The organism is Nitratireductor indicus C115 (genome assembly GCF_000300515.1).
Lineage (GTDB): Bacteria > Pseudomonadota > Alphaproteobacteria > Rhizobiales > Rhizobiaceae > Nitratireductor > Nitratireductor indicus.
Map to the genome: position 1 here is coordinate 264734 of NZ_AMSI01000006.1, position 21045 is coordinate 285778.

20 protein-coding genes are annotated in these 21045 nt (G+C 61.5%); 4 read left to right on the plus strand and 16 right to left on the minus strand.

The genetic code is table 11. From position 1 onward, the window contains the following. Positions 1-2: 2 nt before the first annotated feature. The gene (locus NA8A_RS11085) at positions 3-1160 is read right to left on the minus strand and encodes a glutamine amidotransferase-related protein (protein ID WP_009756595.1); all 1158 of its coding nucleotides are present in this window, start codon (positions 1158-1160) and stop codon (positions 3-5) included. Between the two features lie 182 nt (positions 1161-1342). Between NA8A_RS11085 and NA8A_RS11090 the strand changes: the two genes are divergently transcribed. Next, the gene (locus NA8A_RS11090; protein WP_009756596.1) at positions 1343-2548 is read left to right on the plus strand and encodes a pyridoxal phosphate-dependent aminotransferase; all 1206 of its coding nucleotides are present in this window, start codon (positions 1343-1345) and stop codon (positions 2546-2548) included. 75 nt (positions 2549-2623) lie between these two features. Here the strand turns inward: NA8A_RS11090 and NA8A_RS11095 are convergent, their stop codons facing one another. From NA8A_RS11095 to NA8A_RS11125, 7 genes are all read right to left on the minus strand, one after another. After that, the gene (locus tag NA8A_RS11095) at positions 2624-3547 is read right to left on the minus strand and encodes a dihydrodipicolinate synthase family protein (RefSeq protein WP_009756597.1); all 924 of its coding nucleotides are present in this window, start codon (positions 3545-3547) and stop codon (positions 2624-2626) included. A gap of 23 nt (positions 3548-3570) precedes the next feature. Beyond that, the gene (locus NA8A_RS11100) at positions 3571-4743 is read right to left on the minus strand and encodes a M24 family metallopeptidase (RefSeq protein WP_009756598.1); all 1173 of its coding nucleotides are present in this window, start codon (positions 4741-4743) and stop codon (positions 3571-3573) included. Position 4744: 1 nt separating this feature from the next. Continuing rightward, positions 4745-5836: a mandelate racemase/muconate lactonizing enzyme family protein gene (locus tag NA8A_RS11105; RefSeq protein ID WP_009756599.1), complete on the minus strand. Its 1092-nt coding sequence runs from the start codon at positions 5834-5836 to the stop codon at positions 4745-4747. A 2-nt stretch (positions 5837-5838) separates the two neighbouring features. Next, complete coding sequence (locus tag NA8A_RS11110) at positions 5839-6996, minus strand: M20 family metallopeptidase (RefSeq protein WP_009756600.1); 1158 nt, start codon at positions 6994-6996, stop codon at positions 5839-5841. A gap of 27 nt (positions 6997-7023) precedes the next feature. Then, a complete protein-coding gene (locus NA8A_RS11115; RefSeq protein WP_009756601.1) occupies positions 7024-7764 on the minus strand; it encodes an amino acid ABC transporter ATP-binding protein in 741 nt (246 codons plus the stop codon). Positions 7765-7772: 8 nt separating this feature from the next. Continuing rightward, entirely contained in the window at positions 7773-8489 is a 717-nt protein-coding gene (locus tag NA8A_RS11120; RefSeq protein WP_009756602.1) for an amino acid ABC transporter permease, read from the minus strand. A gap of 146 nt (positions 8490-8635) precedes the next feature. Further along, complete coding sequence (locus NA8A_RS11125; RefSeq protein WP_009756603.1) at positions 8636-9460, minus strand: ABC transporter substrate-binding protein; 825 nt, start codon at positions 9458-9460, stop codon at positions 8636-8638. Positions 9461-9770: 310 nt separating this feature from the next. On the opposite strand from NA8A_RS11125, the gene NA8A_RS11130 reads away from it, so the two are divergent. The 3 genes from NA8A_RS11130 (at position 9771) to map (ending at position 11733) form a co-directional block, all read left to right on the plus strand. Next, entirely contained in the window at positions 9771-10670 is a 900-nt protein-coding gene (locus NA8A_RS11130) for a GntR family transcriptional regulator (protein ID WP_009756604.1), read from the plus strand. 80 nt (positions 10671-10750) lie between these two features. Continuing rightward, positions 10751-10963, plus strand: coding sequence for a ParD-like family protein (locus NA8A_RS11135; protein WP_009756605.1), 213 nt, complete (start codon positions 10751-10753; stop codon positions 10961-10963). Further along, a complete protein-coding gene (gene map / locus NA8A_RS11140) occupies positions 10960-11733 on the plus strand; it encodes a type I methionyl aminopeptidase (RefSeq protein ID WP_009756606.1) in 774 nt (257 codons plus the stop codon). Before NA8A_RS11135 ends, map begins: the two co-directional genes overlap by 4 nt. A 124-nt stretch (positions 11734-11857) precedes the next feature. Here map and NA8A_RS11145 read toward each other — a convergent pair whose 3' ends face one another. From NA8A_RS11145 to NA8A_RS11180, 8 genes are read right to left on the minus strand one after another with little or no spacing between them, the layout of a single operon-like run. Next, the gene (locus tag NA8A_RS11145; protein WP_009756607.1) at positions 11858-12934 is read right to left on the minus strand and encodes an ABC transporter ATP-binding protein; all 1077 of its coding nucleotides are present in this window, start codon (positions 12932-12934) and stop codon (positions 11858-11860) included. A 47-nt stretch (positions 12935-12981) separates the two neighbouring features. Further along, positions 12982-13812 (minus strand): carbohydrate ABC transporter permease, encoded by an 831-nt coding sequence (locus NA8A_RS11150; protein WP_009756608.1) that lies wholly within the window; start codon positions 13810-13812, stop codon positions 12982-12984. Continuing rightward, positions 13809-14732, minus strand: a complete 924-nt coding sequence (locus NA8A_RS11155; protein WP_051017988.1) for a carbohydrate ABC transporter permease — start codon at positions 14730-14732, stop codon at positions 13809-13811. Before NA8A_RS11155 ends, NA8A_RS11150 begins: the two co-directional genes overlap by 4 nt. A 60-nt stretch (positions 14733-14792) precedes the next feature. Then, on the minus strand, positions 14793-15998 hold the full coding sequence (locus tag NA8A_RS11160; RefSeq protein ID WP_009756610.1) for an extracellular solute-binding protein: 1206 nt from the start codon (positions 15996-15998) through the stop codon (positions 14793-14795). Positions 15999-16026: 28 nt separating this feature from the next. After that, a complete protein-coding gene (locus NA8A_RS11165; RefSeq protein ID WP_009756611.1) occupies positions 16027-17382 on the minus strand; it encodes an FGGY-family carbohydrate kinase in 1356 nt (451 codons plus the stop codon). Positions 17383-17384: 2 nt separating this feature from the next. Continuing rightward, entirely contained in the window at positions 17385-18296 is a 912-nt protein-coding gene (locus NA8A_RS11170; protein ID WP_009756612.1) for a 2-deoxy-5-keto-D-gluconate 6-phosphate aldolase domain-containing protein, read from the minus strand. Between the two features lie 24 nt (positions 18297-18320). Next, positions 18321-19796 (minus strand): aldehyde dehydrogenase family protein, encoded by a 1476-nt coding sequence (locus NA8A_RS11175; protein ID WP_009756613.1) that lies wholly within the window; start codon positions 19794-19796, stop codon positions 18321-18323. A gap of 5 nt (positions 19797-19801) precedes the next feature. Further along, positions 19802-20935, minus strand: coding sequence for a mandelate racemase/muconate lactonizing enzyme family protein (locus tag NA8A_RS11180; RefSeq protein WP_040672425.1), 1134 nt, complete (start codon positions 20933-20935; stop codon positions 19802-19804). Positions 20936-21045 lie beyond the last annotated feature (110 nt).

Genomic DNA, 21045 nt, shown 5'->3' on the forward strand with positions numbered 1-21045 from the left:
TGTCAGGCCCGGCGGGTGCGGGCAAAATTGCGTGTTTCGGCAACGAAAGCGCGAATGAGCGGATGCGGGCGATCCGGGCGCGAGGACAACTCGGGATGCCCTTGCATGCCCATGTAGAATCCATCCACCGCTTCGATGGCATCGGCTATGTTCTGTTCCGGCGAACCGCCGAGCGCGCAGACCCTCACGCCGCGCGTTTCAAGACCGGCATGAAGCTCCGGCGCGAGCCGATAGCGATGGTTGCAGGCAATGCCGGTCTCACTGCCCAGTATCCGTGCCAGGCGCGATCCCTCGACCGGTCGGGTTTCACGCTGCCCGAGACGATATTCGCCGCTTTCGATACGAACGAAACTGTGCCGCGCGCTGGCCGGAGCGGCTTCCGCCATATCGGCGTTTTCCCAGCCCGAAAGCTCGCGCGCTACCGCCGTCGACATGCTTTGCATGCCAAGACACAGGCCTATGATCGGCAGCCCCACCTTGCGGGCGGCCTGCGCCATCGCAACCTGCCCGGCCACCGCAGACATTTCCGAACCGCCGGGCAGAAGCACCCCGTCGACACCATCGAAATCGACCGGCAAAAACTGGCGAGGGTCGAGATAGCGAACAGCGCTTCCCGGCGCCTCGCACTCGATGGCGTCCGCAAGCGCTGCAAGCGGCGCGGGACAGGTTTCGAAAAACTGCCGCGCAGGCCCCGCAATGGCAAAGGTCAGGCCGGAAGGCTCGGCGGGCTCGGGCATCTCCAGCCGGACGCGCCCATGGTCATCCCGCCAGCCGACGATCTGCCCCTCCGCGTCGACGAAACTGTTCCCCTCGATGCGAACCTTGCGCTCCTCGACTGCGTCGGCGTAAAGGCCGGCCAGAACCTCAGCATTCTTGAGAAAGGCGTTGTGAGCCGGCACCACCGCGAGACCGTCCCACGTTCTCAGCGCGTCGAGCGGTCTGGCGGCCGGCAAGCCCAGCCGCTCCACCCAGATCAGCCCGCTCGGAACCAGGGCGCCATCGGCAGCCACATGCTGTGCAGCATCGGGATGACAGGAATAATCGAAGCGGGCTTCCGGCCAGAACACCTGCCCGCCCTCGCGTGCAGCGACAAGGGCTGCAGCAGCGCCGAAAAGCGCGGGGTCTTCCGTCTCATGCCGGACAATGACGACGCGTGTCATGGATTTCCTTTGCGCAATAACGAGCGGCTTCTGCCCAAAGAATGTGCATAAATTGCACAAAACGTACAATGAAGAACCCATCTTCACCTTAGTGATTATCGGTCATATCCAAAATTTTCAAGATTCATATTGTATTTTTTTTCAATTATAGACAATATCAGAAACCCATTGGAGGAACAGGCATGAACGCCAGACTTTCGCCCCGGATGGCCGTCATCGGAGCGTCGCCCACCGCAGAAATTTCCAACAAGCTGCGCGCACTCGCCTCTGGGGGCGCGAAGGTCATCAATCTTGGTGAAGGCGAACTCGATTTCCCCACACCCGAACATATCTGCGAGGCAGGCATCGCGGCGATCCGTGCGGGCGACACGAAATATACAGCCGTTTCCGGCACGGCCGCGCTGAAGGCGGCAATCGCGCGCAAGTTCGAACGCGAGAATGGCCTTCGCTATCCCGCCTCCGGCATCATCGCCGGCACGGGTGCCAAGCAGCTCATCTTCAACGCCTTTCTGGCCACCCTCGGCGAAGGTGACGAGGTCATCGTGCCCGCGCCCTACTGGGTCAGCTATCCTGACATGATCCGGCTTGCAGGCGCAACGCCTGTCATTCTTCCCTGCCGTGCCAAAGACGGCTGGAAGCTGACCTCAGAGGCTCTCGCCGAAGCGCTGACGCCGCGTACCCGCTGGGTGATCCTGAATTCTCCCAACAATCCGACCGGCGCCGTCTATACGAACCAGGAATTCGCCGCGCTGGAAAAAGTCCTCCTGCCCCATGACGTGCTGATCATGGCCGACGACATCTACGAGCACATCGTGCACGACGGCAGCTTCGCTGCTCCGGCGACGGCCATGCCTGCCTTGTTCGACCGCATCCTGACGATCAACGGCGTTTCCAAGGGCTATTCCATGACCGGGTGGCGCCTTGGCTATGCTGGCGGTCCCGAATGGCTGATCCGCGCCATGGACGTTCTTCAGTCGCAAAGCACCTCGAACCCGTCGACCATTTCACAGGCAGCAGCCATCGCCGCGCTGGATGGCGACATGGCCTTTCTGAGCGGCTGGAAGGAGATACTGCTCAGCCGCCGCGACCGCGTGCTTGAAGCCATCGGGAAAATGCCTGGCCTTTCCGCCCTTGCAACGCCTGGTGCCTTCTATGTCTTCGCTGATTGCACTGGCCTTTACGGCGCGAGAACGCCAAAGGGCGAGGAACTCACATCCGATCTCGACGTTGCCGGCTACATCCTGGACGCAGCCCATGTCGGCATGGTGCATGGATCGGCTTTCGGCATGCCGGGGCACCTTCGCATCGCCTATGCCATCGATGACGACAAACTCGCCGAGGCCCTTTCACGCGTGGGCGATGCACTTGCAAGGCTCCAGAGAAACTGAACGCCCCACTGGCAGGAACCCAAACAAAAAAACCCCGTCGCTTACGCGGCGGGGTTTTCATTAGGCGGGATGGATTCAGGCTGCGAGCTTCAATCCGGCACGCGCATCGGCGGCAAGCCTTTCCATAACAGCGCGCAGCTTGGGAAGCACTGAATCCGGGACATCGCGCAGCGGCAGGCGAACCGAACCGCCATCGAAGCCCCGCATATTCATGGCCGCCTTCACAAGCTGCGGCTGACCATGCGCACGGGCCAGGGCGCGGTAATCGTACCAGAGCGCATGCAATTCACGCGCCTTGGCGGCATCACCGGCCTCGACAGCCTGGTATGTGGCAAGGATGAGTTCCGGCAACGCTCCGCTATTGGTCGTGGAGAAACCGTCGAAGCCCGTCATAACCGGCCCAAGGAAAGCGAGATCCGATGCGCAGAACGTCTTGACCCGACCGCGCAGGCTGTTGGCGATGCGGTCGATAGCCGTCGGGTTGAGATCGCCCTGCTTCAGCCCGACCATGCCGTCGATATCCGCCAGCCGCTCGATCAGCGCAGGCGACAGCGTGATGCCGATGCCCGGCGCGTTGTAGATGATGATGCCGGTCTTGGAGAGCGGTGCGACCTCGCGAAAGAACTCGACGATCTGATCGTCGGTAATCTCGGAGACGAATGGTGCCGTCACCATCGGCACCCCGCCCAGATCGCCGGCAAGCTTCGTCAACTCGAACACGTCACGGGGATCTGAACCAGCAGAGCACAGCATGGCCGGAATGCGGTCGCCGATCACGTCCATCACGTGAGTGAAGATTTCGGCGCGCTCGGCAACTGTCATGGTCGGGAATTCGCCATAGGTTCCTCCGATCAGGACCCCGTCATATCCAAGCTCGATAACCCGTTCGACATTGCGCGCGAGGCCGGCCTTGTCCAAGGCACCATCCTTTGCGAACGGCGTCATGGTGATGTTGAAAATACCCTTCAGACGCGCTTGCGCCTCTTCCCTGTTCTGCATGGGAAATCTCCTTCTTGATGGTTTCAGGCGCCGACGCGGGTGAGGTCACGCGACACGGTGCCAAGCTGACGCCAGCCTGTTTCCGTCACGACGATTGTTTCGGACACGCCGACCGTAAAGCGCCCGTAAATGCGCAGTGCCGGCGGCAGGTGGAACGTCATGCCCGGCTGGAGCTCGGTCTTCACGCCCGTGTTGAGCGAGAGGATCGCACCCTCCCCCCAGTCCGGGGCGAAGGAAATGCCGACCGAATAGCCAAGTCGTTTGCGGAAATTGTCGGTGTAGCCAGCTGCATCGATCACCTTCTGGCAGGCGATATGCGGCACTTCGCAGGCCACGCCCGGCCTCACCTCGTCGAGAGCCGCTGCAAGTGCCTCCTGGCAGACCTTCATCATCTCCTCGGCTTCCGCCGGCACTGGCCCGACCCAGGCAGAGCGCATCAGCGCGGCGTGATAGCGGTCGTGCACCGCTGCCATTTCGAGGAAGGCCGGATCATTCTGTGTGAGCGGCGTGCGGCGCCATGTGCCGTGCGGCACGCCGGTGCGCTTGCCCGTGGAGACAAGCGGCTCCATTCCCATATATTCGGAGCCCGCCCGGATCGCAGCTTCCATCATGGCTGCCACGAGATCGTTGTCCGTCGCACCGGGCTTTACGGCCATGAGCCCCGCCCTCATGCCCGCATCCACATAGGACGCCGCCTTTTCGAGCTTTTCCACCTCGAGCGGCGACTTGACGGCGCGCAACGCCTCCACGATCCCCGCACCGTCATGAACGGTGCCAAGCGCTGCCTGCAGCGTCTCATAAACGGCAATCGGCAGGAACCAGCCGCGCTTGTCGATGGCCACCCGCTTGCCTGAAAGCCCCTTGCTGGCGATTACCTTCATGAGGAAACCGATCGGGTCCTCGCTGTCCTGATAGACCTCGGCATCGGGGATGAAGGTGTTGGCGATGAAATTGAAATATTCAAGCTGCCGGATCACGAAGACCGGATCGCCCTCGGCCGGCAGAACGAGCGCCTGGAAGGTGTAGTAGCCCGGTGTCTGCTGGCCGGTCAGATAGAAGATGTTTTCCGGCCCGGTGATGACCAGCGCATCCAGCCCGGCGCGCGCGAGCCCTGCCCGTGCGCGGGCCTGCCGCTTCTCATACTCCTCTTTCGGGAAGGCCGATTCCTGTCCCAGCACCACACCTGCGGTATCCATCTCATTCTCCCAGGGAAACAGGCGCGGAAGGCGCCATGAACTTCAATCCGAGGCCAGCTGCCTCGCAAACCTCAACGCGGCCATCCGCATAGGAAAGCCCTTCGGCCGGATCGTTGACGAGACCATCCGCGCCGTAGAGCTCCGCATGCAAAGGGCGGGTCGCGACGGCCAGATGCAGCGCGGCGGCGGTCGCCACCGCGCCTTCGTTCATCTGTCCGATCATGAAGGCGATGCCCGCGCCCTCGAGCGCGCGGGCAGCAGCAAGCGCCGGCGTCAATCCGCCCAGCTTGATCAGTTTCAGATGCCCTTGAAGCATACCGTGCGCATCGTCGCGCCGCGCGATCAGCTCATGCACATCGGCAGGCGAGGCAAGGCTTTCGTCCAGCATGAGAGGCATCGGCGCACCCGCGGCAAGCCTTACCATCGCATCCCAGTCGCCTGCCGCAAGGGGCTGCTCCAGATATGCAAGGCCGTAAGGCGCCAGCGCCGCAAGGCGCTCCGGCGCCTCCACTTCGCTCCAGGCGCCGTTCGCATCGGCGGCAAGCTTCACGCGCTTGCCATAGGCCGCACGGATACGCGCATGCCGCGCGCAATCGGTTTCGATGTCCTGCCCGACCCGAAGCTTCAGGTCGCAGAAGCCACGCGAGACATAATCCGCAACCTGCCGGTCGAAGGCGTCGTCGGAAGAGAGGAATAGCGTCTGGTTGGTCGCATGCGAGAGTGCACGCCGCTCCCCCGCGAGAAAATGGGCGAGTGGCAGTCCGGCGCGCTTCGCGCTCAGATCCCACAGCGCGATGTCGATCAGCATGCGCACCGGCGCCGGAAACCCGCTTTCCTGCAATCCGGCGCGCAATATCTCGGGCGGCGTATCCCAATCCGTCGTTGAAACGGCCTTGCGGGCGGCAGCAAGAAGATCATCGGGCTGATAACCGTTGAGATAGGCGCAATTGATGCGCACCTCTCCGATGGCGCGATGTTGCCCATCGTCGAGTTCCAGATAGAGCGTGTCCAGCCCCGCGACCGGCCCCGAACTCGCGGTATGCACCGTCAGCCCCGCATAGGTCAGCATGCTGCGATAGAGCTGCGCCTTCATGGTCACGGCTTCAGAATGCGCCGGGCGATATCGGCATAAATGACAGCGCTCTCGATGAACTCGTCCACCGGCACGAACTCATCGGGGCGATGGGCGACGCGTATGTCACCGGCCCCGATCACAACACCTTCCGCACCCGCTTCAGTGAAATGGACGAGGTCGCAGGCTCCCTGGAAACCAAAAGGCCCCGGCTCCTTGACGCCCGCCGCGCGGCATGCCTCCAACGAAGCCTGGACGATTGGCGCTCCGATGCCTGTTTCCGTCGCTCCGCCGGTGGTCGCGTGGTAGCCCACGATCTCGGCACGTATCCCAAGGCATTCTTCCGCCTGCTCAAGAAGCTCGCGGATCTCGACTTCCGCGCTTGCGTCCGTCTCACCGGGAATAAGCCGCCGGTCGAGCAGCATTTCGCATTCAGCCGGAATGACATTGTCCGCATGCCCGCCCTTGATACGTGTGACGGTCAGGCTGGGATTGCCGACAAGCGCGTGGCTACGCTTCGCCAGCTCATTCTCATGAAAGGCCGCCAGAAGAGGCATCAATTGGCCGGCGCGGAAAACCGCGTTATCACCGAGATGCGGGCTGCCGGAATGGGCGGCCTTGCCGGCGATGCGGACGACCGGGCGGAAGGACCCCTTATGCGCCGAAAAGCAGGCATTGCCCGTCGGCTCCCCAACCACCACGACATCGATTTTCGGCCGGGATGCCGCATAGTGGCGAGCACCGGCGCTTGCCACTTCCTCATCGCCGGTAAAGACGGCCATCAGCGTGCCCGACCACGCCTGCTTCTGCGCAACCAGCATGCGCACGGCCTCGATCATGGCGGCGAGCGGGCCCTTGCAATCGCAACTGCCCCGCCCGAACAGCTTTCCCTCGCGCTCGGAAAGCGTAAAGGCATCGGAAGTCCAGCCATCGCCCGCTGGAACCGTATCCATATGGGTGTTGAACGCGAAAACCGGCCCCTCGCCATTGACGAGGCTGGCTTCCACATTGAAGCGGCCCGGATCGTATTCGATCAGTTTCACCTCGAAGCCCAGGGGCACGAGCACGTCGCGAACCCACACGGCGACCTTGCCTTCACCGCCCGGCGGATTTTCCGAATTGATCGCGACCAGTTCGGCAAGCTCGCGCTTCATGCGAGCGGCATCGGGACGGAAATCCATTTGGGGCATTCCCTTGTGCAATTGGGTTCAGTGCAGGATCTGGTTGAGGAACTGCTGAGCGCGCGGGCTGACCTCGCCGCCGAAGAACACGTCGCTCGACGCGTTCTCGATGATCGAGCCCTGTTCCATGAAGATGATCCGGTCGGCGGCTCGGCGCGCGAAGCCCATTTCATGGGTCACGCAGACCGAAGTCATTCCATCGGCCGAAAGCTCGGTCATCACATCGAGCACTTCGCGGATCATCTCGGGATCGAGCGCCGAGGTCGGCTCGTCATAGAGCATGAGCTTCGGCTTCATCGCCAGCGCGCGGGCGATCGCCACACGCTGCTGCTGGCCGCCGGACAACTCATCGGGCAGATGGTCCGCGCGGTCCGGGATGTGCACCTTCTTCAGAAGTTCCACCGCCAGATCATGCGCGTCATGCCGCGAATAGCCAAGCACCTTCATGGGCGCCAGCATGATGTTCTCGACCGCGTTCAGATGCTGGAAGAGTTCGAAGTTCTGGAACACCATGCCGATCTGCGCACGCAGCTTGTCGGCATTGCGCAAGTCTTCGGTGATCTCCTTGCCCTGAAAGCGGATCGATCCGTCCGATGGCGGCTCAAGCAGATTGATGCAGCGCAGAAGCGTCGACTTGCCGGAACCGGAGGGGCCGATGAGAACCACGGTCTCGCCCTTGTTGACCGAGAAGGAGCACTCTTTGAGCACCTGCAACGGCCCGAACGACTTGTTGACGCCGGTGACTTCGAGAAAAGCGGGATTGGTCATCGCGAACCTCAATGCTTGTCTTCTGCGGGCTGAAGAAGGGCGGACAGGAGAGAACGCTTCTCGACGCGGCTCCGTTTCGGCTCCAGCGCGCGCTCCATCCAGTACTGTCCGGCCATGAAGATGGTCGTCAGCGCGAGATAGTAGATGCCGGCGGCGCTCAGCGCCTCGAAATAGCGGAACGTGGCGGATGCCGTCTGGTTTGCGACGAGCAACAGCTCTTCGACTGCGATCACTGAAACCAGCGCCGAGGTCTTCAGCATGCCGATCGTCTGGTTGCCGATGGGCGGCAGCATGATGCGGGCGGCCTGCGGCATCACCACATGGCGCAGCACCATGGTCCTGGTCATCCCCAGCGCCATGCCGGCCGTACGCTGTCCGCTTTTGATAGCCTGAAGGCCGGACCGGATGATCTCGGCCATATAGGCGCCTTCGTTCAGCGAAAGCGCGATCACGCCCGAGGCAAAGGCGGAAAGCCTGATGCCGAATGTCGGCAGCACATTGTAGATGAAAATGATCTGAAAGAGGACCGGCGTTCCCCGGAAGAGCCAGAGGTAGAAGACGGTCAGCCATTTGACGGGCGGGAACTTCACCTGGTTCAGAAGCGCCAGCAGAAAGCCTGCCAGAAGACCAAAGACCAGGGAGCTGACCGTAATCAGCAAGGTCATGATCGCGCCGTGAATGAAAGTGGGCGAGACGAGGTACTGGAAGACCAGTTCAAGTGACATCAGTCAGCTTTTCCCGTTTTGAAATACGTTAAGCCAGCGTTGCCGGCCGGACAGCCGGAGGCCAAAACCTCCGGCAAGAGCTTTGTGCTGTCAGGTAAAAGACCTGACGCCCGCATCGATGCGGAAACAAGAACGCTCGAGGTCGCTCAGTCGAACAGGGAAACCGAGGCGGGCAGCTTCCACTTGGCGATCATCGCCTTGTAGGAACCGTCCTCCACCATCGCCTTGATCGCGGCCTGCAATGCAGCCTGCAATTCGGTCGCGCCCTTGGGCGTGGCAATGCCGATCTGTGTGTTCATCTCGAACGGCTCGCCGGCGATCTCGAACACGCCCTGCATCTTCTCCAGTGCCATGACGGCACCCGGCGTGCTTTCATAGTTGGCGTCGGCGCGTCCCTGGCTCAGCGAAAGCGCGCTGTCCTGTGCGGTCGGCAGCGTCAGCACCTTGACCTCGCCGAGGCCAGCAGCCTTGCACCGGTCATTGTCGGCGCGCGCCTGGCTTTCGGAAATACCGCCGAGCGTGACCGCAATGGTCTTGCCGCAGATGGAATCGTCGCGGCCGGTAATGCCCTTGGGGTTGCCCGCCTGCACCATAACATTGTTGCCGATCTTCAGATAGGGAACAAAGTCCACCTGCTCGGAGCGGGTCGGGTTGATGTACATGGCCGAGTTGATGATATCGATGCGCCCGCCCTGCAAAGCCGGGATAAGCCCCTTGAACTCCATGTTCATGGCGGACGTCTCAACCTTCAGCTTCTCGGCAAGGCCATTGATGAAGTCGATATCGAAGCCGGTGAGCTTCCCATCCAGCATGTATTCGAACGGCGCAAAGCTGGCGGCGACGCCATAGGTGAGCTTGCCGCTCTCGACAAGCTTGGCGCCATCGAGTGTCTGGGCCGATGCCGCGCCGGAAAATGCGGCAACTGCCAGCGGCGCAGCGGCAAGGAAGAGATTGCGAAGAATGCGTTTCATGCGGAGTTCCCCATTATTGGTTGCAGGAGCGTTGATTGCGTGCCCTGAGCGCCTTTGTGGCTGCCTCATTGTTTTTATTTAAACACTTGTACAATCCGTTTTGAAACCCGTCAACCCATTCCGTCTGCGAGAAAACGATAAACGGGCTTGCCATCGGCTTTGCAGATTTGGTTATAGTTACGGAGAATTCCGCATCTTCCCGCAGCGGAATACTGGTGCAAAATTATGCAAAACCGGCTGCGAGAAGTTTGAAAATTGACCAGATTGCCTGTACAATAGGCAAACAACAATACAATTTGCCTCCCCGAAAATGGATACAAACCCTCGTCAGAACCGCTATCTCCTTGCCAATCGGATCATCGAACTGGCGCGCGCCTCGCGGTTCCAGGCAGATTATCATCTGCGCGAACAGCAACTGGCCGACACGCTTCAGGTCTCGCGCACACCGATCCGCGCAGCCTTGATGCTGCTCGAGGAACAAGGGGTCGTGGAAGCACGCAAGAACAAGGGCTTCTTCATGAAGCTCGGCGCCGAGGAACTCGGCCGTGCGGAAGTGGAAATACCGACCTCACCGCAGCAGGACCTCTATGCGCGGATTGTCGAGGATCGGCTGTCCAACCAGCTCGGCGAGACCATCGGACAAGCGGAAATCCTGCGCCGTTACGGCGTGGAGCGCAATGTACTGCAAAAAACCCTGTCGGCATTGACCGCAGACGGGCTGATCACGCGCGGCCCTGGCCGCAACTGGACCTTCCAGCCCACACTCGACAACAAATTCGCCCTCGACGCGAGCTATGCGTTTCGCGAAGTGATCGAGCCGGCCGGCATATTGATGGACAGCTTCCGCGCGCATCCTGCTGCCCTTGAGCATATTCGCCTCGAACATCTGAACCTTCTGGCCCGGCCCGACGTCAACAGCCTGCCGGGGCGACAGCTGTTCGAACTCGACGCCAGTTTTCACGAGACCATCGCGGAGTGTTCGGGCAACACCTTCCTGCTCCAGTCGATCCAGCAGCAGAACCGGCTGCGCCGTCTTCTGGAGTTTGCGAGCTACAACAATGGCCGCCGCGTACGCGAATGGTGCCAGGAACATCTGCGCATCATCACCGCACTCGAGGAGGGAGACCGCAACCGCGCCGCCGACCTCATGCGGGGCCACCTCGACACCGCACGCGCCAGCTCCGAGCGCTCCAAGCGCAGCGGCGGCTGACACAAAGCGCAGGGAAGCGCACTTGGCATTTCCATCCAGGGCATATATGAACCATATACGATTCATATATGGAGAACCCGATGGGCATCGTGAACATCGACGACGAACTGCATGATCAGCTGCGCCGTGCAAGCAAGGTGTCGCTTCGCTCGATTAACGCGCAGGCCGCCTATTGGATCAAGATCGGCATGCTGTGCGAGACCAATCCCACGCTCAGCTTCGCGGAAATCATTGGGCGCGAGCTGGACGCGGCAGGCGTATCCGCCCAGTCGATGGCTGCGGCAGAAGCATGATCAAAAGCTCCGGTGAACTTGCTCTGATGGCCGAATCCGGCCGGCTTCTGGCGTCCGTATTCGAACTTCTGGACCGCACTCCCCTTGTCGGCAGATCGACGCTTGAGATCAACGATATGGTCGAGCGTTTCATAGTGCACGACCTTGGCGCGCGTCCGGCGAGCAAGGGACAGTATGGCTATGGTTTCGTGCTGAATGCCTCGGTCAACGACGTGGTCTGCCACGGCGTCCCCTCGCAGACATCGATCCTGAAGGACGGCGATATCGTCAATCTCGACATCACGCTCGAAAAGAACGGCTATATCGCTGATTCCAGCAAGACTTATCTGATCGGCAAGGTCAATCCGGCCGCCAGGCGCCTGGTGCAGACAGCCTATGACGCCATGTGGATGGGCATTCAGGCAGTTCGCCCCGGCGCACGCCTCGGAGACATCGGCTGGGCAATCGAACGTCACGCCAAACGCAATGGATATTCGGTTGTGAGGGAATTCTGCGGCCATGGCATCGGCAAGGAGATGCATGAGGAGCCCCAGATTCTGCACTTCGGAAAGCCGGGAACGGGTCCTATCCTTCGCAGGGGAATGGTCTTCACCATCGAGCCGATGCTCAATCGCGGAAGGCGTAACGTCAAGACAGAGGCCGACGGGTGGACCGTTTCCACGAAAGACGGATCGCTTTCCGCGCAGTTCGAGCACACCGTGGCCGTTACGGATTCAGGCGTTTCGGTGCTCACATTGCGCCGGGACGAAACCGGCAGGCACGCCGCCTGAGGGCGCAAGACGTCCGGCTGGTCGCTTCAGTGCAGGACCTGGCTGACGAAGAGCCGGCTGCGCTCGCTTACCGCCTCTGAAAGAACACCTTGGGTACGGACACCGACAAGGCGTAAAACCTAAATCACTCCGGGTCCCTGCGCATGCCACTTGCCCTGTCGAAGACATGGATGCGGCGGCGCTCGATACCCGAGCGGAAGGTTTCGCCGACGGCCACCCGATGCTCCCCGTCGACGATGGCCGTCACGGTCTTGCCGCCATAGCTGAAATAGACAAGCGTCTGTGCGCCCATAGGCTCGATCATGATGACCTCGCCACACACGGCCTCTCCCGCATCGTTGTTTATCAGCTCCGGGCGCAACCCGATGATGATCTCCTGCCCGTCTGCAACACCAAGGGCCGGATCGAGCTCCAGCGCATTTCCGTCAGCCAGCTGCGCCCGCAGATGCCCGTCGCCGCGCGCCGCCCTCGCCTCCAGAAAGTTCATGGCCGGCGATCCTATGAAACCGGCAACAAACAGATTGGCCGGGCGGTTATAGAGATCGAGCGGGCTTCCCTGCTGCTCCACATGTCCCTTGTTGAGCACGACCAGGCGGTCGGCCAGCGTCATCGCCTCGATCTGATCGTGCGTCACATAGACAGAGGTCGTTTTCACCTTCTGGTGCAACTGCTTGATTTCGGCACGCATGGCCACCCTCAGCTTCGCATCGAGGTTTGAAAGCGGCTCGTCGAACAGAAACACCTTGGGACTGCGCACGATGGCCCGGCCCATGGCGACCCTCTGCCGCTGCCCGCCGGAGAGCTGCCCGGGCTTGCGGTCGAGAAGCGCTTCCAGATCGAGCATACGCGCAGCCTCCGCCACCCGCTCCCGGATCTCCGCCTTGGGCTTCTTGGCGAGCCTGAGATTGAAGGACATGTTTTCGGCAACGGTCATCTGCGGATAGAGCGCATAGGACTGGAACACCATTGCGATATTGCGATCCTTGGGACTGACATCGTTGACCTTGCGCCCCTCGATCCAGACTTCACCGCCGCTGACCTCTTCAAGGCCGGCGATCATGCGCAGAAGCGTGGACTTTCCGCAGCCCGAAGGCCCCACCAAAGCCACGAACTCACCGGATTCGATTTCCAGATCGATACCAGGGATGACATTGACCGCGCCGAAGGTTTTCCGCACGCCGTTCAGAATCACTGAAGCCATATTCGTCTCTCAGCCGAAAACCGGCTCTTTCCTTTGTCGTTTCGCATTCAGCCCTTCACGCTGCCGGCAGCCATGCCCGACACGATGAAGCGCTGCATCAGAAGGTAGAGGGCGACCGCGGGCAGTGTGTAGACCACGCCCACAGCCATCACCGACTGGATGGGCGTGGAAATCTCGCCGATGAAGCCCGCGAGCCCTACGGAGGCAGGCTTGAGCGTGTCGTTGGTGATGAAGGTCAGCGCAAAGACATACTCGTTCCAGCCATGGAAGAAGGCGATCACGGCCGAAGCGGCGACCGAGGGCATGATGACGGGAAGCACCACCCGCACCAGCGCATTGATCCCCGTGCACCCGTCCAGCACCGCCGCTTCCTCTATCTCCACCGGCACCGTGTCGAAGGCGTTCTTCAGGATCCAGGTGATAACCGGCAGCGTGAAAGCCGTGTTGGCAAGGATGAGGCCTGCGTAGGAATTCAAGAGCCCGAGCGGCGAGAAGATGGAGAAGAGCGGCACCACGAGAACTGCCTCCGGCAGCATCTGCGTCACCAGCAAGCCGATGCCCACCCCGGCCTTGCCCCAGAAGGGAAACCGGGCGAAGGCATAGCCGAGCGGGATTGCCAGCGCCAGCGTCAGCACGGTCGTTCCGGCGGCGATGATGAAACTGTTGGCAAGCCAGGTCTTAACCGCTCCCTCCTCGAATATCTGGGCGAAAATGCCCAGTTGCGAGAGGGACGGCACGAGTTGCGGCGACGCGGCGAACATGTTCGCATCCGACGTCGTGGCGGTCACGAACATCCAGTAAAAGGGAAAGATCGCGAGCCCTGCCAGCACGAAGATAATGACCAACGCCGCATGGCTGATGAATTCGGAGCGGGTCATCGCATTTTCTCCGCACGGGTTGCACGGTTGGCGACCGCGAAATAGGCGATGGTCACGAGAACGGACACGGCCATGCCCACCATGCCGACGGCTGCCGCCTCGCCCAGCTTGTTGATGATGAAGCCGCGCCGATAAAGGTCAATCACCAGCGTATTGGTAGACCCGACGGGACCGCCCTGCGTGAGCAGCCAGATGAGCTCGAAACGGCGGATCGACCAGATCGTCATCAAAAGCGCAAGCAAGGCCACCGTCGGCCGGATCACTGGCCAGGTCACGGCATGGAACTGTGCCCACAATCCGGCTCCGTCGATCTGGGCCGCCTCCTTGAGTTCCTTCGGAACGGACTGGAGCGAAGCCAGGATAACAACCGCGGTGAAGGGAAAAAGCTGCCAAATCGTAATGGCAAGCACCGTGATGAGCGCAAGGCTTGGATTGTCCAGCCAGAGCCCTTCGGCAGGCATCAGGCCAAGCGGCTCCAGCCCGCGATTGACGATGCCGTACTGGCCGTTGAGCATCCAGCGGAACACCAGCGCAATCGCCACCGGCGGTGCAGCCCAGGGAATGATGATCAACGAGCGCACGAAGGAACGTCCGGTAAACTCCCGGTCCATCAAAAGCGCGGCGAAAAGGCCAAGACCGATGGTGCCGATGACGCAGCCGGCCACGTAGATCGCAGTGACCTGAATGGAGTTGAAGAAATTCGGATCGCGCAGCAGGCGCGAGAAATTGGCGACACCGATGAAATTGAAACGGCTCGGATTGAGCAGCGACGTGTTGGAAACCGAAAGCCGCATCTCCTGCAGCAACGGTATCCCCTGGAAGACCAGAAGATAGACCACACCCGGCAGGACCAGCATATAAGGCAGCCATCGGCTGCCATGAATCCTGGCAAGCTGCGTTCCGTGACTATGTGAACTCATGGCGTCTTTCACCTGCAAAGCTCCCGCGCTGCAAAAGCGCGGGAGCATTCCGAAGGTTATTTAGCGCAGGGCTTCTACCTGCGACTGGGCTTCGTTCATCGCCGCAGCGACATCCGTCTGACCGGCCAGAACACGCATCACCGCCTCGACGACGATATTGCGCACCTGCGGGGTTTCGGCCTCCAGCCCTTGTGGCATGAAGGGAAGCGCCACATCGCCCAGACTGTCGAACACTTCGATATAGGGCGCCTTCTCCAATTCCTCCTTGGTGCGCGCAATCGGCGTTGCCGCCGTCGAGCCACCGAGGAAGCCTTGCACCTTCGCCTGCGTCTCTGGCGTAAGGAACCATTTCATGAATGCCTTGGCCGCATCCGGGCTCTTGGAATTGCCGTTGATGGCGAGTGCAGCCATCACCTGGCCGATTGCCTTGGTGGGAAGCGGCGCCGGCGCCGCGGCAATGGCCGCATCCGGATTGGTGCCCTTCAACACGGTCGGAATGCCGCCATTGTCGATCATCATGGCGATCTTGCCTTCCGCGAACATGCGGCGATAAGTGGCCGCATCCGCACCCTTGGGAATGACATTGGCGTCATAGAGCGTCTTGTAGGCGGTCACGCCGGCAATCGTTTCGGCACTGTTGATGGTCGGGTTTCCATCGACGGCCCAATGGCCTCCATTACCATAGACATAGTTCGACAAATCATACCAGACACCGGCTTCTTCAGCCTGCGTGTGCCGGAATGCAAACCCGTAGACACCGTCCTTGGTCTGCGCCTTGGCCTCCGCCACCAGTTCATCGAACGTGGTCGGCACTTTCGTGACAAGCGTCGGATTATAAATGAGGGCATAGTTCGAGATGTCGAGCGCCACGCCATATTGCACGCCATCGACGATCAGCGAGTTGTTGCCGGGAAGCAGCGTCACACCATCCACGACTTCGTCCAGCGACACGAGCAGCCCCGCCTCTGCGGCGGCATAGATGTTCGGCTGATCGAAGGCAATGACGTCTGGACCGCCACCGCCGCCCATCTGTGTGAACATGGTGGTGCCGAAGGACGAGAAAGGCGTCGTGACAGGTGTCACATGAACAGCGTCCTGGCTCTGATTGAACTCCTCCACGAGCGCAGTGAGCAACGGACCGCGCAGCGGCTCGCCGAGCATGGACGCGGCAAAGCTGATTTCTGCGGGCTCTGCCGCTGCCGCGGCCACCGAACCCAGAAGCGCCAGGGCAGCCACCCCGGCCATGAGATTACGTCTATCGATCATCCTGGTCTCCTCCCTTTGATGATGGACTTCAGAACCCCTGCGCCATTGGAACAGGGGTGGTCTCGACGGCTATCGGCGGACTGACGCCTGCCGCCATGCCCGCAAGGAGTGCAGCACCCCTACTGGCAGTTTCGATGATCTCGGGTTGCTCGAAGGGCCCGAGAATGTCCTTTTTGAGCGTGCGCACCAGCAGCGACCTGAGCCCACCGCCGGTGGCCACGATGCGGTCATGCGCACCGGCAAAATCCTGCATGCGCCCGACGAGCACGCTTGCCCGTCGCTGCACCGCCTCGACCGTCGCCCGCCAGACGGCGGCCGGGTCCGGCTCATAACCGATGTTCGAAAGGCTGGCATTCTCCAGCCAGACATTGTCCACGACGGGGCTGCTCGGCGTCGTCGACAGGCGCAATGCCGCCCTGTCGAGTTCCTCCATATCCGCCTCGCCCTTGCCCATAAGCTTGAGGAAACGCCACATGCCGATGCCCGAGCGAAGACTTGCAGTGAGCTGCACCTGACCGCTGAAGATGTCTCGACCAACGGCGATCTCCTGTTCCACTGCCTTCACCAGCGTGGCGCGGGTGATGTTCATCGCCGGCAGCCGGCGGATGAGCGCTTCCCCCGTACCGCAGGAATCGAGCAGGTTTGCCTGTCCCGTCGCGCCGACACCCACGCCGGCGGACAGGTGATCCATGCCGCACACGGTGACGGTTGCCCCGGCAAGGCGCGCATAGGTGCCGGTGACAACACCCCAGCTTTCGCCAGCGTGCCGGAGCTCGGAGAAAAGGCCACTCGGTGCACCGACGCAGGCCAGAAGATCTTCGGCCTCACGCTTTTCCACCACATCGAAAATACCCGTCCGGCTGGCGAGCGAAGGCTCCGTCGCCATGACGCCGGTAAGCCGGTAGGCAAACCACTCGGGAACGTTCATCCAGCGGCTCCAGAACGTTCTTGGCGCCACCTCGTGCATGAACCACTCGAACTTCATGATGCTGGGCTTGAGATTGAGCGGCAAACCGGTCAGCCCGGCAAAGCCACGCGCGCCCATCACTGCCTCGATGCGGCTCACAGTGTCGCTGCCATGCTGATCATACCAGGGCAGGATCGGCGCGACCGGCTTGCCCGCACGGTCGACGATGACGCCCGACTCCGCGAACCCGGTTACCCCGATGCCGAGCACGGTATGAGCGCCCGCCACCTTGTGAAGGGCGCGCATGAGTTGCTCAAACAGCACTTCCGGATCGAGTTGCCGCCCCTTCGGCGTATCCTCCCACGGGGTCAGCGCGGACGCCAATGCCAGATGCACGCCATCTGCGCCCACCGCCTGAACCTTGCAGGCGGTGCTGCCGATATCGACCCCGATCAGGATGCCGCTTGCATCGCTCATGGTCAGTCGCGCTCCGCCCGGAAGGTTTCCACGTAGGAGGAAAAGCGTGCAGCGATGGCTGAAACCGCTTCTGCCCGACTCAGGCTGCCGTCCATCAGGCCAACGAGACTGTCGGCCCATGTGGAGCGGCCGATGGCGAAGCCCGTGAAACCTGGAACCCGCGCGGCCTTGCGGGTCCAGTCAAGGATGACCGGCTCCTCGGCACCGCGTCCCAGTATGATGCAGGCCACATGATCGCGCCCGCCGGCACGAGCCTGATCGGCAACCGCCTGATAGTCGGCGACTTCGGTCAGCCCCTCAACCTTCCAGACATCCGCTTCGATGCCCGCTTCCTGATATTGAGCGATGGTTTCCACCATCATCGATGGACGCAGTTTCGTGTCGAAGCGCTCGCGTGAACCACCGACCGAAGCAAGCTGCTCCGGTGTCGGGAAAACCAGTAGCTCCAGCATGAATTTATAGGGGCGTGGCTTGAGCCAGTCCGAAAGTTCCTTCAGCCGGCTCTTCGAAAGGGCAACCGATTCCGGCTTGATGGCATCGTTGCGGATAGCCAGAACCTTCACCTGATCCGGTTCGAAGGCCTCGATATGCCGGTCGAACGCTTCGCCATATTCAAGCTCGAACACCTCCTGCATGGAACGTTCGGCGGGCATGGCAAGCACGATGCCGAGCTCCTTTGCCCGGTGAGCAATCGCCGCGCCGCATTCCTCATCCACGAGAATGCCGACATCGGACGGAGCAAGGCGAAGCGGCCCAAGACTTTCCAGAAGCCCGTCGAAGATCACTTCCTTGAGTTCGGAAAAGTCGACCTTCCGACCCTGAAAGGTCCCGCCATTCTCGCCGAACATCTTGATCAGCGAGGCCCGGTGATCGAAGGCGAGTATATAGAGGGGCGGTAAATTGGAAGCAGGCATGATCTTGAAAAAGTCCCTCTGGTTTCAGTAAGCGGCCAGTTGCATGGCGACCGTCTTGATACGGGTGTAGAAGGCGAGACCGTCGAGCCCGTGCTCCTTGAAGGGGGAGCCGGAATCCTTGAACCCGCCGAATGGCTGATGCACGTCCCAACCGCTCGGCGGCAGGTTGATGACGGCCTGACCGGTTTCGATGCTTGCAACGAAGCGGTGCGCAGCCGTCAGGTCATTGGTGAAGACGCCCGCCGCAAGCCCGTATTCCGTGTCGTTGGCCAGTGCGATTGCCTCATCGAGCGCATCGAAAGCGAGCACGGCGACCACCGGGCCGAAAACCTCCTCGTTCCAGATGCGCATTGCAGAAGAGACGCCCGTCAAAACCGTCGGCTGAACGAAACAACCTCGCCCATAGGGCCCTTCACTGAGCGGTGCTCCGCCGAAGGCCACCCGAGCGCCCTCCTCGCGGGCGCTGCCGATCAGCTCCAGTACCTTGGAGCGCTGGCGCTCGTTCACCACCGGCCCCATGGTCGTTGCCTCGTTCGAAGCCGATCCGACCTGAACCTGTCCGGCCAGGGCCGCGAGCTTCTGCTCCACTTCGCCAAGAATGGAGCGGTGCACCAGAAGCCTGCTGACCGCCGTGCAACGCTGGCCGGTCTGACCAAAGATTGCCGGTACGAGTTGCTTGAGGGCGCCGTCCACGTCCGCATCCGCGAGAAGAACTGCCGAATTCTTGCCGCCCATCTCGGTCTGCAACCGGGCCCTTCCGCCAGCAAGCGCCCGGCGCAGATATTTGCCGGTGGCGGTCGATCCCGTGAAGGTCACGCCGCCGATCCGCGGATCATCCGTCAGCACGGTTCCCCAGCCGGAGACATCGCCCGTGACCGTGTTCAGGACACCCGCCGGAAGGCCGGCCTCAACAAACATCTGCGCCAGTATCAGCGCGATTGCGGGCGTATCGGGCGAAGGCTTGAGCACCACCGTGTTGCCGGAGATCAGCGCCGGTGCGATCTTGCGGCAGGGAACCATCAGCGGATCGTTCCATGGCGTGATTGCAAGCACGACGCCAAGAGGCTCGTGTACCGTCCAGGCGGAAACACCCGGCCTCCGGTCGGGGATAAGATCGCCATAGGGCAACCGGCCGATGCCGGCATAAAATTCAAGCATTTCTGCGCTGCGCTCGACCTCGATACCGGCCTCTCCATGGGTTTTGCCCATTTCGAAAGAAATCAGGTCACGCAGCTCTTCCGCACGTTCCCGGATCAGCCCGGCCACGCGGAAGAGCAGCTTCCCGCGCTCGACACTTGGCGTCGCACGCCAGGACGGCAGCGCTGAAGCCGCAGCATCGATTGCCGCCTTCACATCCTGCGGTCCCATCGCGGGGACATGGGCCAGAATGCGCTCCTGATCCGCCGGATCGAGCGAGGTCATGCCACCGCCGGGACCTCCGTCAGGGTTGCCCACCCATTCGCCGGCAACCAGGTTTTTCAGCTTGAGCGGAAACTGCATCGTGCTCACCCTCCCGTAACGTTCTGCCATTCACCCACGAGATATTTGTCGAGCGCCGCCTCGTCGAAATCGAAGCCGAGCCCCGGCTGCTCGTGCAGGTTCAGCTCGCCATTGTCGAAGGAGAGCTGGCGGTCGATGATGTCGCACAGATTGTGCACGCCGTTGCCGACGAAGAATTCGACATAATCCGCGCTGGGAAATGCGCTTACGAGCGGTGCATGCAGATCGTGGAACCAGTGCGGGCAGAGCGTCACGCCATAGGCGCTGGCCAGGTCGGCGATGCGCCGCAATTCGCTGATGCCGCCGCAAACCGCGGCATCCTGCTGTAGAATGATCGCAGCGCCCGCATCGAGCAGTTCCTTGCTGCGCCAGCGGCCGGCTTCGATCTCGCCCGTCGCCACGCTGATCGGCGTTTCGCGGGCAAGACGCGCGTGGTTGATGATGTCGTCCGGGCTGAACGGCTCCTCGATCCAGTACGGATTGTAGGGTTCCCAGAGGCGCAGCGCGCCAAGCGCTGCCGGAAGGTCCTTCCATGCATTGTTCGCATCGAGCATAAGGACACCATCGGGACCGATGGCGTCGCGTGCCGCCGCGATGCGATCCGCATCCTCGGCCGCACTCACCCGGCCCACCTTCATCTTGACTGCCTTGAAGCCCTTCTCGACATAGGAAGTCATTTCCTTGTGGACGCCTTCGACCCCCTTGCCCTCCAGGTAATAGCCGCCGCTGGCATAGGCCTTCACCCGGTTGGAGCGACCGCCCAGATATTTGTGAAGCGGCAGATTGGCCGCCCGTGCATTGCGATCCCAAAGAGCGATATCGATAGCCGACAGCGCGCGCATGACGGAACCAACCCGGCCATGCAAGAGGCTCTCCTGGTACATGGCGCCCCAGGCACCTTCCACCAGATGCGCATCCATACCGAGAACCACGGGCCCGAGCAGGTCGGTGACAGCCATCGTTGCCAGCTGGGCGGCGCGGTGACCTGGATAGCAGAAGCCAATGCCGGTGACGCCATCGTCGCCAGTGACACGAACGAGCGTGTATTCGCGCTGTAGAACGGTGCGGCTGGAGAAGCCAGTCGGGGCCGGCAGCGGAATGCTGGCCGTAGCCGCCTCAATCTTTCGAATGGTCGTCACGTCAAATCCTCGTTCAATCTCCGCACAGCGCATGGGTGGCTTGCGTGAGATGCACGTTAGGCTTGACCTTAGATGAAATCAAAATGATAGTTTGGATATCTAATATCAGG